This is a genomic window from Aequorivita lipolytica, assembly GCF_007997135.1.
Lineage (GTDB): Bacteria > Bacteroidota > Bacteroidia > Flavobacteriales > Flavobacteriaceae > Aequorivita > Aequorivita lipolytica.
Map to the genome: position 1 here is coordinate 231,072 of NZ_VORU01000002.1, position 15,320 is coordinate 246,391.

At 36.7% G+C, this 15,320-nt stretch carries 14 protein-coding genes and 1 tRNA gene; 11 read left to right on the plus strand and 4 right to left on the minus strand.

Annotation, left to right across the window (positions count from 1 at the left end):
* The first annotated feature begins 27 nt into the window (after positions 1–27).
* The gene (locus ESV24_RS03550) at positions 28–705 is read left to right on the plus strand and encodes a head GIN domain-containing protein (protein WP_111815290.1); all 678 of its coding nucleotides are present in this window, start codon (positions 28–30) and stop codon (positions 703–705) included.
* Positions 706–751: 46 nt separating this feature from the next.
* Positions 752–1,465: a LysE family translocator gene (locus ESV24_RS03555; RefSeq protein WP_111815291.1), complete on the plus strand. Its 714-nt coding sequence runs from the start codon at positions 752–754 to the stop codon at positions 1,463–1,465.
* 31 nt (positions 1,466–1,496) lie between these two features.
* Here the strand turns inward: ESV24_RS03555 and ESV24_RS03560 are convergent.
* Positions 1,497–1,567: transfer RNA gene (locus ESV24_RS03560), tRNA-Cys, on the minus strand.
* 57 nt (positions 1,568–1,624) lie between these two features.
* Entirely contained in the window at positions 1,625–1,981 is a 357-nt protein-coding gene (folB, locus tag ESV24_RS03565; RefSeq protein WP_111815292.1) for a dihydroneopterin aldolase, read from the minus strand.
* Positions 1,982–2,115: 134 nt separating this feature from the next.
* Between folB and ESV24_RS03570 the strand changes: the two genes are divergently transcribed.
* The 4 genes from ESV24_RS03570 (at position 2,116) to ESV24_RS03585 (ending at position 5,042) form a co-directional block, all read left to right on the plus strand.
* Positions 2,116–3,795, plus strand: coding sequence for a glutamine--tRNA ligase/YqeY domain fusion protein (locus ESV24_RS03570; protein WP_111815293.1), 1,680 nt, complete (start codon positions 2,116–2,118; stop codon positions 3,793–3,795).
* 167 nt (positions 3,796–3,962) lie between these two features.
* Positions 3,963–4,340 (plus strand): YtxH domain-containing protein, encoded by a 378-nt coding sequence (locus tag ESV24_RS03575; protein ID WP_111815294.1) that lies wholly within the window; start codon positions 3,963–3,965, stop codon positions 4,338–4,340.
* A gap of 1 nt (position 4,341) precedes the next feature.
* Entirely contained in the window at positions 4,342–4,788 is a 447-nt protein-coding gene (locus ESV24_RS03580) for a hypothetical protein (protein ID WP_111815295.1), read from the plus strand.
* A gap of 5 nt (positions 4,789–4,793) precedes the next feature.
* Positions 4,794–5,042: a hypothetical protein gene (locus ESV24_RS03585; RefSeq protein WP_111815296.1), complete on the plus strand. Its 249-nt coding sequence runs from the start codon at positions 4,794–4,796 to the stop codon at positions 5,040–5,042.
* 77 nt (positions 5,043–5,119) lie between these two features.
* Here ESV24_RS03585 and ESV24_RS03590 read toward each other — a convergent pair whose 3' ends face one another.
* On the minus strand, positions 5,120–6,112 hold the full coding sequence (locus ESV24_RS03590; protein WP_111815297.1) for an SPFH domain-containing protein: 993 nt from the start codon (positions 6,110–6,112) through the stop codon (positions 5,120–5,122).
* Positions 6,113–6,195: 83 nt separating this feature from the next.
* Here ESV24_RS03590 and ESV24_RS03595 point away from each other — a divergent pair, with 83 nt between their 5' ends.
* The gene (locus tag ESV24_RS03595) at positions 6,196–6,855 is read left to right on the plus strand and encodes an outer membrane beta-barrel protein (RefSeq protein WP_111815298.1); all 660 of its coding nucleotides are present in this window, start codon (positions 6,196–6,198) and stop codon (positions 6,853–6,855) included.
* On the opposite strand, the gene gltX is transcribed toward ESV24_RS03595, so the two are convergent.
* Positions 6,852–8,363 (minus strand): glutamate--tRNA ligase, encoded by a 1,512-nt coding sequence (gltX, locus tag ESV24_RS03600; protein ID WP_111815299.1) that lies wholly within the window; start codon positions 8,361–8,363, stop codon positions 6,852–6,854. The genes ESV24_RS03595 and gltX overlap by 4 nt on opposite strands.
* A gap of 184 nt (positions 8,364–8,547) precedes the next feature.
* Between gltX and ESV24_RS03605 the strand changes: the two genes are divergently transcribed.
* The 4 genes from ESV24_RS03605 (at position 8,548) to ESV24_RS03620 (ending at position 15,247) form a co-directional block, all read left to right on the plus strand.
* Complete coding sequence (locus tag ESV24_RS03605; protein ID WP_111815300.1) at positions 8,548–11,943, plus strand: DUF4175 family protein; 3,396 nt, start codon at positions 8,548–8,550, stop codon at positions 11,941–11,943.
* Entirely contained in the window at positions 11,936–12,352 is a 417-nt protein-coding gene (gene ybeY, locus ESV24_RS03610) for an rRNA maturation RNase YbeY (protein WP_111815301.1), read from the plus strand. The genes ESV24_RS03605 and ybeY overlap by 8 nt, the downstream gene beginning before the upstream one ends.
* Positions 12,353–12,463: 111 nt before the next feature.
* Complete coding sequence (gene mnmG / locus ESV24_RS03615) at positions 12,464–14,335, plus strand: tRNA uridine-5-carboxymethylaminomethyl(34) synthesis enzyme MnmG (RefSeq protein WP_111815507.1); 1,872 nt, start codon at positions 12,464–12,466, stop codon at positions 14,333–14,335.
* Between the two features lie 81 nt (positions 14,336–14,416).
* The gene (locus ESV24_RS03620) at positions 14,417–15,247 is read left to right on the plus strand and encodes a class I SAM-dependent methyltransferase (RefSeq protein ID WP_235003994.1); all 831 of its coding nucleotides are present in this window, start codon (positions 14,417–14,419) and stop codon (positions 15,245–15,247) included.
* Positions 15,248–15,320: the final 73 nt, after the last annotated feature.

Here is a 15,320-nt window from a genome sequence, read left to right on the forward strand (position 1 = left end):
TTCCGCTTTATCTAAAATTCTATACAGATGAAAAAACTAATTTTTATAGCAATACTTTTTATCTCAGCCTTTTCATTTTCGCAGGAAACAACAGAAGTTGGTGATTTCAGCGAATTGAAAGTTTACGATCTTATTACCGTAAAACTTTTTTTAGCGAACGAAAATAAAGTAGTTGTTGAAGGAGAGAATACGGAATTTGTAAAAATAATAAATGATGATGGGGTATTGAAAATTAGGATGGAACTGGAAGAACGTTTCGATGGCAATGCAACTACTGTAACCGTCTACTCAAAGAATATTTCAATTATTGATGCAAACGAAGGTTCTGAAATTTATGCAGACAAGACAATATCAGTTCCCTCTTTGGAACTAAGAACCCAAGAAGGCGGGAAGATAAAAGTGGAAGTAGCAACTGATAATTTAAATATTAAAGCGGTTTCTGGCGGTGTTATTGAGACTGCAGGGACTACAAAAAAGCAAGACATAAAAATAAATTCTGGGGGAATTTATGAGGCTAAAGATCTTATTTCAGATGAAACCTATGTTAATGTAACCGCTGGTGGATCCGCCACAATTTATGCTATCGAAAAAGTAGAAGCAAAAGTTACTGCAGGAGGTTATGTTACCATTCACGGTAACCCTAAAGATGTGAAGAAAAAGAAATTTGCTGGCGGAAAAATAAAAATAGTAGAAGGTAAAAATTAAAATTTTACGGTAATTGGGCAAAAGTAATTTGTATTTTTACCCTACTATGTTTGACGGTTTACTATACGCAGCGTTCTACGGATTTTTATTGGCATTCGCAGTCGGTCCAGTGTTTTTTACACTTATTGAAACTGCTATTACCAAGGGAATCAAAGCCGCTATCTTTTTTGATCTTGGGGCACTATTCGCAGATGTAATTTTTATATTGATTGCTTTTTTCAGTACAAGTAGAATTCTTGAAAAAGTAAAGCATGATCCAGGCCTTCTTATCTTCGGAGGTGCCATTCTTATTGCCTACGGAATTATTTCATACATCCGTACCAATAAATCAATTTTCAAATTTGTACGGGAGCACTATGCCGTAAAAGTAAAAAAAAACCTCGGCGGATTATTTTTAAAAGGTTTTCTTTTAAATTTCGTAAACTTCGGTGTCTTGGCCGGATGGATAGGTACATTAATAATGGCAAATGCTCTTACAAGTTCAGATAATGGTATTCTTCTTTTTATAGCTACCGTTCTTGCCACTTTCTTTCTGACTGACCTTTCGAAAATACTTTTAGCAAAAAGATTGAAGAATAAAATGACGCCGCGTTTCATTTTTAAAACTAAGAAATGGGTCAGTATTTTGATATTAGGGTTTGGGATTTTATTACTTATTCAAGGCATTTTTCCGAAAGGCGTAGAAGCTCAGCTCGAAAAAATACCAGGTCAGCAGCAGCCGGTGGAAAGGCCAATCCCTCCAATTGAAGAACCTCAATAAAAAACCCCAACTATAAGCTGGGGTTTCTTTGAGGCATCGAGCGGATTCGAACCGCTGTAGCAGCTTTTGCAGAGCTGTGCCTAGCCACTCGGCCACGATGCCTTATTAAGGATGCAAATGTAAAAAAATTAAACTTAAAAATCCTATTAAAAAACTAATTTACCTTTTCCTTTTCAGGGTAACGCTCACTTCAGCCACATCCCCACCAATGGGCGGATTCCTTTTGGCAACGGTAACTTTCACTTCATTTACCATTTCAACTTTTAGAAGTATTGAATCAATAATCCGTTTTGCTACCTGCTCTAAAAGTTTAGCACGCAACGCCATTTCTTCCCGAACAATTTTTTGCAACAAAACATAATCTACGGTATCTGCAAGCTCATCAGTATTAGAAGCGTTTTTCAAATCGGCTTTTACTGAAAGATTAACCAAATAATCAGAACCTATCTGGCCTTCCTCAACTAAACAGCCATGAAATGCATAGATCTTTATATTTTTTAAGCGAATGGTACCCATATAATATTTTTGGTAAATATAATCGATATTTTTCCAGTTGCGTGCTCTCCATACCCCTAAGGATGAAACCTACTTTTGGTAAACTTATTTTTCAGTTAATTGGTTACCTTTGTTCTTCTTAAAAAAAATATTATATGAATAACGAAGCTGCGCCGCTTAATTTTATTGAACACATAATTGAAGAAGATCTTACCAAAGGGTATAAAAAGGACCAATTATGTTTCCGTTTTCCACCAGAGCCTAATGGCTACCTTCATATTGGCCATGCGTCCTCTATTTGTTTAAATTTTGGTTTGGGGGAAAGATACAATGCCCCGGTAAACCTTCGTTTTGACGACACAAACCCAGCAAAGGAAGAACAGGAATTTGTAGATGCCATAAAGCGCGACATTTCTTGGTTGGGTTATGAATGGGCTACGGAATGTTATGCTTCAGATTATTTTCAGCAGTTGTATGATTGGGCAGTTCAACTTATAAAAAATGGAAAAGCCTATGTAGATTCACAAACTTCGGAAGCTATTGCGGAACAAAAAGGAACGCCGAATACTCCAGGAAAGCCAAGCCCGTTCAGAAATCGTTCTGTAGAAGAAAACTTGGATTTGCTTGAAAAAATGAAAAATGGCGAAACCAAGGAAGGAGAACACGTGCTTCGTGCAAAAGTAAATATGGAATCGCCAAATATGTTGATGCGTGATCCTGTTATGTACCGAACCATCAACAAAAATCACCACCGTACCGGAACCGATTGGAAAATCTTCCCAATGTACGATTGGACCCACGGTGAAAGCGATTACATAGAACAAGTATCGCATTCCTTCTGTACACTTGAATTTCTGCCTCACAGAGAGCTGTACGATTGGTTTCTTGACCAAGTATACGATTCTGAAAAATTACGCCCAAAACAGCGCGAATTCGCCCGCAGAAACCTAAGCCATACTGTAGTTAGTAAAAGAAAACTTGCCCAATTGGTATCTGCTGGTGTAGTTAATGGATGGGATGATCCAAGAATGCCTACAATTTCTGGTCTACGCCGAAGAGGTTACACGCCAGATTCCATAAAAAACTTTGCTGACAGTATTGGTGTTGGAAAACGTGAGAATTTGATTGATGTTTCACATTTAGAATTCAACGTTCGCGAAGATCTAAACAAAATTGCACCGCGAATCATGGTGGTTTTAGATCCTGTGAAATTGATAATTGACAATTATCCCGAAGGAAAAACCGAAATGTTGGAGGCCGAAAATAATCAGGAAGATGAAAGCGCAGGCTATCGCGAAGTTCCTTTTACGAAAGAACTCTTAATTGAGAGAGATGATTTTCTTGAAGAAGCAAACCGTAAATTTTTCCGTTTAACTATAGGGAAAGAAGTTCGTTTAAAGAACGCATACATCATAAAAGGTGAAAGCGTTGTAAAAGATGCCGACGGAAATATTACTGAAATTCATTGTAGCTATGATCCCGATAGCAAAAGCGGAAGTGGCTCCGAAGCTTCTTTGCGTAAAGTAAAGGGAACACTTCACTGGGTTTCTGCTGAACACGCTTTGCCCGTTGAAGTACGTCTTTACGATCGTCTTTTCACTGAAGCTTCTCCAGATACCAATAAAGAAAAGGATTTTATGGAATTCATCAATCCAGATTCTTTGCAGGTAATTACTGGATACGCAGAGCCGAGCGTAAAAGATTCAAAAATAGAAGACAAGTTTCAGTTTCAACGTTTGGGTTATTTTGTGGTCGATAAAGATTCCACTTCACAAAAATTAATCTTCAACCGCACCGTTCCACTGCGCGACTCTTGGAGTAAGTTGGCCGAATAATTAACATTTATCGTTAAGATTGTTTCTATTTTTAAGAGAAATTGGCTATAGTTGTTTCATTTTAAGATAAAATTATAGATTTAAAAATAACTATTAACCGGTTGTTAACAACAAATAGGAAGACCGTTGCCTACCTTTGAAATTATTAACTAATAAAACAAAGAATAATGGCATCAAATACAGGACAAACACTTATCGCATTATTAACCGGAGCAGCTATCGGAGCTGGATTGGGAATTCTTTATGCACCGGACAAAGGTTCGAATACAAGAGATAAGTTGAGCAAAGAAGCAAAAAGAGCTCAGAAAAAATTGAACAAGCAGATAAAGGAAACAAGCGGTACGCTTAGTGACCGGGCGCATCTTGCCAAGTTAAATTTTGAACAAAAACTTAACGAGACACTTTCATCTGCAAGCTATAAGGCAGATGATATTTTAGTTGCAATGGAAGATAAATTGGAAGCTTTAAGAAGACAGAACGCCAAACTTCAAATGGACTCCACTATTGATGAGGCTAAAGCGAAGGCCAAAAAAGTAATTTCGTAATATGGCATTTAGCAGCCTAAAAGAAAGCCTACATAAGGTAACCGATAGAATAGAAGATTACAGTGTAAGCATGGCGGAGTATTACAAACTCCGCCTGTTTAAATCTGCTATGAAAGGTGCCGTATCTTTAGTGAACCTATTGGTCTATGGCAGCCTTTCTCTTTTTGTGATGCTATTTCTTTCAGTAGGAGCCGCCTTTTGGCTTGGAACTTTCTTTGAATATGTGTATGTTGGCTTTCTATTGATTGGAGCCTTTTATGGAGTTATTCTAATTTTCATGTACATATTTGGACGGAAAATTATGGAACGTAAACTTCTTCACCAATTTTCAGGTCTTTTGTATGATGCAGAAGATTTAGAACCAAAAGTTGCAGTAGAGCAAGAGATTAATGAATACCAAGAAACGCTGCTAGAAGAAGAAAGCAAGGAAGAGAAAATTTCAAATTAATATTTATGAAGAAATACACTACTTTTGAAGAAATAGATAGAGATTTGAAATACCTTCGACTTAAAGCGCAGATAGATCTTGAAGAAGTTAAACTTGGTTTAAATGAAGGCAGAAATACGATTAGTGAAGTGTTTTCCCCCATTAATCTGGTTGCAAATACCATAGGCTCTATTCTTAAAAAAGCCTTTGTTTACAAAATGGTAGATAAATTAATAGGTATAAAAAAGGTTAAGAACGAAGATTACGAAAGTTGAGTAAAAATACTTAGAACGTAAAAAAACCAACGCCCTTCAAATTTTGAAGGGCGTTGGTTTTTTATTACTTTCTCTATTTAATAATTTAGATCATCACCTTCCTCTTTTCGGGGTGGAGCTTCACGTTTGGGTTTCTTTTTTAGAATGATTCCCTTTTCGATATTCTTTTTCTTCATCTCCTCGCCAATTTGATTACTAGCCACAAAGGAGGCAATCATATTGTTGAGCATTTCGCTACCTGCCTGTGGTGAGTTTGGCAAAAGAATAAGATTTGTATTGGTTGCTTCGCCAATAGACTGCAATGTATCGTAATGTTGCGTTACCACAATAAGGGCAGATGCCTCCTGTGAATTTATTCCCACATTGTTTAAAACATCAACACTTTCCTCCAGCCCACGAGCAATTTCACGGCGTTGATCTGCTATACCTTGCCCCTGCAGGCGCTTGCTTTCCGCTTCTGCACGGGCTTTAGCCACAATTTTAATTCTTTCTGCTTCTGCTTCAAATTCGGCGGCTACTTTTTCGCGTTCAGCAGCGTTTATTCGGTTCATCGCAGCTTTTACCTGTATATCGGGATCAATATCCGTGACTAAGGTTTTAATAATATCGTAACCATAAGTGCTCATCGCTTCGTTCAATTCTGCTTTTACAGCTATTGCCACATCATCCTTTCTTTCAAAAACATCATCGAGTTTCATTTTTGGCACCTCTGCGCGCACTACGTCAAAAACATAAGATGTTATTTGATCGTGAGGATTTTCCAATTTGTAGAAGGCATCATAAACCTTTTGCTCTAAAACTTGAAATTGTACTGAAATTTTCAATCTAACAAAAACATCATCCTTCGTTTTCGTTTCAACAATTACATCTAACTGTTGGATTTTCAAATTTATACGGCCCGCAATCCGATCAATTAACGGAATTTTTAATTGCAAACCTGAATGCCGTATACTATGAAATTTTCCAAAGCGCTCTACTACAGCAGCTGTTTGTTGCTTCACTGTAAAAAATCCAGACAGTAAAATAAAAAGGCCTATTAGTAAAATTGGCACAATAAAAACATAACCCATACTCTTATATATTTAAATGATTATTTGTAGTTGAAGATACAAAAAATAAAACCTATTTTCACGACCTTAAAATATCCCCAATTATGAATCTAAAAAATTTAATTTTTGCTACCTTTTTTCTTTTTGTCTTCCAACAAACCTTTGCCCAGCGCAACTATGAAGGCTATAATTTTTTTGGATTACAAGGTGGAATTACATTTTTTGATATTCATACCGATGATTTGGTAACGGAGCAACGAGAGGGCTTCACGGCTGGATTTACTACACGTGGAGCTTTTAGAAATAATTTCGACTTAATTTATGGACTCAGTTTTCAAAGTGCCACAGTTGGCGTTGAAGGTAGGGAATCATTTGGCACAAAGACTCAAAATATTGGCTATACCATTCAAGGGGTACAGCTTAATTTTTTAGGTAGTTATAACATTATCGTAAAACATTTAAGCTTTGAGTTTGGCCCTGTTTTCGACTTAAACGGCAAAATGAAGCTGGACGATAGTAAATTTGAAGGTTATATTTTAACTGGGTATAAAAAGCTTACTGCAAAAGATATCCAAGAAATTTCCAGATTCAATGTACGGCTTGCGGGCGGTCTTACCGCGGGATTGGAACATTTCCGAATAAGTGCGCAGTACCAATATGGCGTTACAAATATTCTGGGCGGATTGAACAGTAAAGATTTGGAAAACGACAACTTTAAAGGCAACAGCTCCACTATTATTGTTGCTGGAGTGATTTACTTTTAACCAATAAAATCAATTGCTTTTTCAATGCGGGAAATACTTTCTTCTTTTCCTAAAATTGAAAGAATATCAAAAACTTCCGGACCTTTCATCTCACCCACCAATGCTAATCGCAGCGGCATCATTACTTTTCCAAACCCTATATTTTCTGAAGTAATCCACCCTTTCACTTTTTCCGAAAGATTTTCTGCTGAGAAGTCTTCCGAAGAATTTAAAAGTGAAACTACTTTTTGCAACAATTCGGGTGTTTCAGGTTTGAATGCTTTTTCCACAGCTTTTGCATCGTAAGTTTTGGGCGCTTCAAAAAAGAAACTTCCCTCTTCCCAAATATCACTTACGAAAGTTGCACGTTCTTTTAAAAGTGAAACAATCAATGGCACATCCAGCGCAGTCGAGATGCTTCTATCAATAAGAAATTTTTTAAATTCTTCCGAGAGCCTTGCGTCATCAACCTCTTGTAAATATTGATGTTGAAACCATTTTGTTTTTTCGGGATCGAACTTTGCACCTGCTTTATGAACTCGTTCCAGTTCAAAAGCTGCAACTAATTCCTGCAAACTGAAAATTTCCTGTTCGGTTCCTGGGTTCCAGCCTAAAAATGCCAACATATTTACAACGGCTTCGGGCAAATAACCATCTTCGCGATAGCCTGAAAATTCATCACCTTCAGCAGTTTTCCATTGTAGGGGAAATACAGGGAAGCCCATTTTATCGCCATCCCGCTTGCTTAGTTTACCGTTACCGGTTGGTTTTAAAATTAATGGCAAATGTGCGAATTGAGGCGCGTGCCAACCAAAAGCGCGATATAACAGAATATGCAGCGCCAAAGAAGGCAGCCATTCCTCACCACGGATAACGTGGGTTATTTCCATTAAATGATCATCCACAATATTTGCCAAATGGTAGGTTGGCATTCCGTCACTTTTGAATAAAACTTTATCGTCCAAAACGCTTGTCTCCACTTGCATTCCACCACGAATTATATCATTCAAATAAAGTGTTTCGTCTTCCGGAGATTTGAAACGAATTACATATTCTTCACCATTGGCTATTTTCTGCTGCGTTTCTTCCGAAGAAAAAGTCAGTGAATTTTTCAATTTTAAACGATTGTGCCAATTATATATAAAAGTTTTTCCCTTTTCTTCGTGGTCTTTTCGGTGTGAGTCAAGTTTTTCAGCTGTATCAAAAGCATAGTATGCATTCCCTGACTCAATAAGAGCATCTGCGTATTGCTTGTAAAGGTCTTTGCGCTCACTTTGACGGTATGGACCACAATCTTTTTCCTTTCCTGGGCCTTCATCATAGGGAATGTTAAGCCAATTCAAAGCTTCAATAATATATGCCTCGGCGCCTTCCACATAACGGTTTTGGTCGGTATCTTCAATTCGTAGCAGAAAATCGCCACCGTGCTTTTTCGCAAATAGATAATTGAACAAAGCAGTGCGAACACCACCAATATGTAAAGGCCCTGTTGGACTTGGGGCAAAACGAACCCGAACTTTTTGAGACATAAGAATTTATTTTTATTCCCGCGAATGCGGAAGACTTTTTCTAATCGGCAAAGGTACAATTCTGCAGCGGCATTTTAAAGTTATTGCGCGATGCGGTTTTTATTTTTTTGGAGCAATATTTGCGGCGTGTGCGGAACAAAATATTATCGTATTTTAGAAGTTTTATATACAGGAAAATACAACTATGAGCACCTTTAGCACCATCCAGCAAAAACTGGAGGAATTTATTAAGAAATACTATACCAATGAGCTTATAAAAGGAGCTATTCTTTTTTTCGCCATAGGGCTGCTTTACTTATTGATTACACTGCTTGTTGAATATTTTTTGTGGCTCAACCCATTGGGAAGAAGAATTCTGTTTTGGACTTTTATTATAGTTGAATTAGCCTTATTTGTTCGTTTTATTGCTTTTCCGCTTGCGAAACTTTTCAAACTTCAAAAAGGAATAGATTACGAAGAAGCTTCAAAAATAATAGGAAACCATTTTCCGCAGGTGAGTGATAAATTGTTGAATGTAATTCAGCTCAACCAAAATCAACGTGAAAGTGAACTACTTGCCGCAAGCATCGATCAAAAAGCAATTGAATTACAACCCGTTCCTTTCAAAAGTGCAGTAAATTTTAATAAGAATGCCAAATATTTAAAATACGCTGCCATTCCAGTTTTTGTGTTTTTAGCGTTTAGCGTTTTAGGCGGAATTGATGTTTTTTCAAGTAGTTATAAACGTGTAGTTCAGTACGACACTGCTTTTGAACCGCCAGCTCCGTTTTCATTTATTTTAATGAATGAAGATTTAAATGCCGTTGAAAACAAACCCTTCACTTTAAAAATTAGAACCCAGGGAACTGCAATTCCTGAAAATGCAAGCATTAATTTTAGCGGCGAAACCTATTATATGCAGCAGACCGCACCCGGGTTTTTTGAATATACGTTTCAGCAACCGGTTGAGTCTATTGATTTTTCTTTAAACGCAAACAAAGTGAATTCGCGTGAATACACATTGGATGTCATAAAAACCCCGTCATTGCTCAATTTTGAAATGGTTCTGGATTATCCTTCATATACCGGGAAGAGAGATGAAATCTTAAAAAGTACCGGAAACGCAACTATTCCAGAAGGAACGAGGGTGAAATGGAACGTTGCCACTAAGAATACAAACGAAGTAACTCTGAAAACTGCAGACACTACTTTTTCCTTTGCTTCCAAAGATGAAAACTTCAATTTCGAAAAAGGAATTTATAGTAAGTTGGATTATGCAATCACCACTTCCAACGAAAAACTGAAGGATTACGAAAATCTGTCATTCACGTTAAATGTAGTGAAAGACCAGTTTCCTGAAATTGATGTGCAATCAAAACAAGATAGCACCAACAGTCAGCGGGTTTTCTTTTTGGGACAGATTTCTGATGATTACGGGCTTACAAAACTTCGATTGGTTTACTTTCCCGAAAGCGATGAAAAACAGACTAAAACACAAGGCTTGCCGCTTAACAAGACAAATTTTGATCAATTTACTTATACTTTCCCGGGAAACCTTTCTTTGGAAGAAGGCATTTCTTATGAATATTATTTTGAGGTTTTTGATAACGATGCCATTCACAACTATAAATCATCAAAATCTGGAATGTATTCTTTCAGAAAACTTACGAAAAGTGAATTGGAAGACCAACAACTTCAAAACCAACAAAACGCGATAAAGGGATTGGACAAATCTTTGGAAGAATTTAAGGATCAAAAACAAACTTTAGAAGAGCTTTCGCAAACTCAAAAAGAGAAGAACGAACTTAATTATAACGATAAAAAGAAATTAGATAATTTTCTGAAGCGCCAAAAGCAGCAAGAGGAAATGATGAAGAATTTTTCGAAAGAGCTAAAAGAAGAACTTCAAAACTTTCAACCTGAAAATGAGGAAAAGGATCCTTTTAAGGAGGAACTTGAAAAACGTTTGGACGAAAATGAAGAACGATTAAAGGAGAATGAAAAATTATTGGAAGAACTTGAAAAACTTCAAGACAAAATTCAAAAAGAAGAATTGACCGATAAACTTGAAAAGCTTTCAAAACAGAATAAAAACCAAGAAAAGAACTTGGAGCAATTACTTGAATTAACAAAAAGATATTACGTTGAAAAGAAAGCGGAAAAGTTAGCCGAAGAGCTTTATGAGCTAGGTGAAGAGCAAGAGGAACTTTCTGAAAAGTCTGCAGAGGAAAATACTAAAGAGGCACAAGAAGAACTAAACAAAAAGTTTGAAGAATACAAAAAGCAAATGGACGAACTGCAAAAGGAAAATAAAGGCTTAAAAAAGCCTATAGATATTCCTGAGGATAAACCAACAGAGCAACAGATTGACGAAGAACAGGATAAAGCCACAGATAAATTAGAAAAGCAAAAACCAGGCGAAGCTGGTAAGAACCAAAAAAAGGCAGGCGAAAAGATGAAGCAGATGGGGAAGGCAATGAAGATGCAGATGCAATCTGGACAAATGGAGTCCATTGAAGAGGATGTAAAAATGCTTCGCCAGATTGTGGACAACTTGGTTGTGTTTTCTTTTCAGCAAGAAGATTTGATGGAGGTTTTCAAAAAAATTGAATATGGAAATCCAGTTTTTGGCAAGAAACTGAATGTTCAAAATGATCTTAAAACCAATTTTGAGCATATAGACGACAGTATATTTGCGCTATCGCTTCGTCAGCCCCTAATTGGTACGCAAATAAATACCTCTCTTACTGAAATTCAATATAACATTGATAAGTCTTTAGAACGTCTAGCTGAGAATCAAACGCGGCAAGGAATTGGAAACCAGCAATATACAGTTACAGGAGCGAATGATTTGGCGGTTCTTTTGAGCGAAATTCTTAGCAACATGCAAATGCAGATGTCCATGTCTATGGGCTCTGGTTCTGGAAAAGGCAAGCCCAGCCCAGGCTCGGGCAGTGGCAGTGGTTTCCAGCTTCCAGATATAATTAAGAAGCAAGAAAGTCTTAGCGAAAAAATGAAGGAGGGTATGAATAAAGGCAAGAAAGGTTCTAAAGGTGAAGGCGAGGGCGAAGGTGAAGGTGAAGGTGATGGAAGCGGTGATGGAAAAGGTAAAAATGGCAAAGACGGTAAAGATGGACAGAATGGTAATGAAAATGGCGAAAATAAAGATGGAAAAGGGAATAGCGAGGACATGAATGGCGAACTATTCGAAATATATAAACAACAACAAGACTTGCGTCAACAACTTCAAGACAGATTAAGCAAGGAAGGTTTAAAAGGTAATGGTGGTGATTTATTAAAAAAGATGGAAGGAATAGAACAGCAATTGCTAGATAAAGGCTTCAATCAAAACACACTTCAACAAATGCTCAACCTTAAATACGAATTATTGAAACTTGACAAAGCAGACCTTGAACAAGGACAAGAAAACAGAAGAGAATCCCAAACCAATAAAAAGGACTTCCGAAATGATAGCCAACCTGCACCAGAGGACATAAAAGAATACTTTAATTCAACCGAAATTTTGAATCGTGAGGCCTTACCTTTGCGCCAAGATTATAAAAATAAAGTGCAAGAATATTTTAAAGAGACCAATGATTGAGTTTTATTCTGAAACAGATTTTCAACTTGAAAACAAAGCTGAAATTAAGAAATGGATTTCTGAGGTTATAATTTCTGAAGGTTACGAAGTAGGTAATATTATTTATATTTTTTGTGATGATGAATATTTGCATAAACTGAATGTCGAGTTTCTGGATCATGACACCCTTACAGATATTTTAAGTTTTGACTATTGCTTAGGGAAGGAAATAAATGGAGAGGTTTATATTTCAATTGAACGTGTTATGGATAACGCGACAGATTTTAAAACTCATTTTCATAACGAACTTCATCGAGTAATTATTCACGGAATATTCCATTTTTGTGGCTACAAGGATAAGACGGATGTAGAAGAAAAACTTATGCGCGAGAAAGAAAGTTCAGCTTTACATTCTCTATCACAAATGTGATTGCTAAGTTGTATGTTTTACTTGCCTTAAAATTAGATAATTATTGTAATTTTGCGCTCCTAAAAAAATAGACACTATATAATGTTCCACGTGGAACAATTAAAGAAGAATATGTTTCCAAAAGAGTATGATGTAATTGTAGTTGGTGCTGGTCACGCAGGTTCTGAGGCGGCGGCGGCAGCAGCCAATATGGGTTCAAATACCTTATTGGTGACAATGAATTTACAAACCATTGCCCAAATGAGTTGTAATCCCGCAATGGGTGGAATTGCAAAGGGGCAAATTGTTCGTGAAATAGATGCAATGGGTGGGTATAGCGGTATAATTTCCGATAAAACCGCAATTCAGTTTAAAATGCTCAATAAATCAAAGGGACCTGCAATGTGGAGCCCGAGGGTGCAAAGTGACCGAATGCGTTTTGCCGAAACTTGGAGACTTAAACTTGAACAAACTCCAAACTTGGATTTCTACCAAGAAATGATTTCAGGGATAATTGTTGAAAACGGAAACATTAAAGGAGTTAGAACATCGCTTGGTTTAGAAATAAGAGGGAAAAGTGTGGTTTTGACAAATGGTACATTTTTAAATGGATTAATACATATAGGTGAGAAACAATTTGGAGGAGGCCGTGCAGGTGAAAAAGCATCAACTGGAATTACCCAAGATTTATTAGATTTAGGTTTTGAAGCTGGGAGAATGAAGACAGGAACTCCGCCGAGAGTAGATGGACGTTCTTTGGATTTTTCAAAAATGATAGAACAACCGGGCGACGCTATTCCTGAAAAGTTTTCGTATTCAGATGAAACATCTCCTCTAAAAAATCAGCGGTCTTGCCATATGAGCTATACAAGTTTGGATGTTCATGATATTTTACGTGAAGGTTTTGATAGGTCTCCTATGTTTAATGGAGCTATTCAAAGTTTGGGGCCAAGATATTGTCCTTCTATCGAAGATAAAATAAATCGCTTTGCTGATAAGGATAGGCATCAACTTTTTGTTGAGCCTGAAGGGTGGGACACTGTTGAATACTATATAAATGGTTTTTCTACTTCGCTGCCCGAGGATATTCAGTTTAAAGCATTAAGGCAAGTAGCTGGTTTTGAAAACGTAAAATTCTTCCGTCCAGGATACGCTATCGAGTATGACTATTTTCCACCTACTCAATTAAAACACACACTTGAAACAAAGTTGGTGTCTGGCTTGTATTTTGCGGGACAAATTAATGGTACAACTGGTTATGAAGAGGCAGCCTCACAAGGTCTAATGGCTGGGATAAACGCACATTTGAAAGTCCATGAAAAAGAATCTTTTGTTCTACAGCGAAATGAGGCATACATAGGAGTTTTAATAGACGATCTTATTACCAAAGGAACAGAAGAGCCCTACAGAATGTTTACTTCGCGTGCTGAATATAGAACATTGCTTCGTCAGGATAATGCTGACTTTAGACTAACTCCGAAAGCATTTGAGATTGGTTTAGCTAGCGAAAAACGCATGCGCAAGATGGAAGAGAAGAAAGAAAAGTCAGAAAGTTTCGTTCAATTTTTTAAAGATACAAGTGCTTCGACCGATGAAATTAATCCGATTTTTGAATCAAGGGAATCTGCGTTGGTTCAGCAGAGCGATAAAATGTTTAAATTCTTTGCGCGTCCCGAAGTAACTATGGACGATATGAGAACCATTACTGCAGTTGAAAATTTTATTGAAGAGAATTATCTGGATGTTGAAATGATTCAACAAGCAGAGGTTCAAGTAAAATATTCTGGCTATATCGAAAAAGAAAAAAACAACGCAGATAAATTAAACAGATTAGAAGGTCTAAAGATTCCTGCTTCATTTGATTATTCAAAATTGAAATCACTTTCTTACGAAGCTAGGGAAAAGCTTACTAAAATTAAACCTGCCACCATTTCGCAGGCATCGCGAATAAGCGGAGTTTCACCAAATGATGTATCTGTTCTACTAGTCTACATGGGTCGTTAGGAAAATTGTTTCACGTGGAACGTTAGTTTAATCCTCATTTTTAATTACCATTTCAAATTGCAAAAGGCAGGAAGAAAATATTTGTCAACTAAGGATCATTTGGTTTCGGGTGAAACTTTTAATTTGGTGTATCATGAAGAATCGGATTTGCTAAAAACATCTCCATCTCCAAAAATTGAAGAACTTTCCAAATATTACGAAAGCCAGGATTACATTTCACATACAGATAAAAAGAGCGGTTTATTTTCAAGCTTATATCAATTAGTAAAAAAATGGTCGCTTCAGAAAAAAGCTAAATTGATATTTCATCAAAATAATGGAAAAGGTTCCTTATTGGATGTAGGTGCCGGAACAGGAGATTTTTTAAAAGTTGCCAAAGAAAAAGGATGGCAAGTTCAAGGAACGGAACCGAATGAAAATGCTGCGAAATTGGCTTTGGAAAAAGGAATTCAACTTAATCCTTCTTTGAATAATTTTAAAGGAAACGAATTTGACGTTGTTACGCTTTGGCACGTTTTGGAACACGTCCCAAATCTCGAAGAAACAATCTCGGAATTATCGAGCTTAGTAAAGCCAAATGGCACTTTAATTATTGCAGTTCCAAATTTTAAAAGTTTTGATGCAAAGCACTACGGAAAATTTTGGGCAGCTTATGATGTCCCAAGGCATCTTTGGCATTTTTCAAAAAAATCCATTGAACAACTTTTTTCTGAAAATTTTCAACTACAAAACATAGAGCCAATGATTTTTGATTCGTTTTATGTGAGTTTACTTTCAGAAAAATATAAAACGGGTAATAAATTTTCATTAAAAGCTTTTTGGATAGGCTTTCTGTCAAATTTAAAAGCGAATAGTACAAAAGAGTATTCTTCGCACATTTACTGTTTCAAAAGAAGAAATAAGGCTATTTAAGCTGTTTTGAGCAATTTTCAACTTAAAACGGACTACAACTAAGGTTCTAAAAAGATAATTTGGAAAAAGAAGC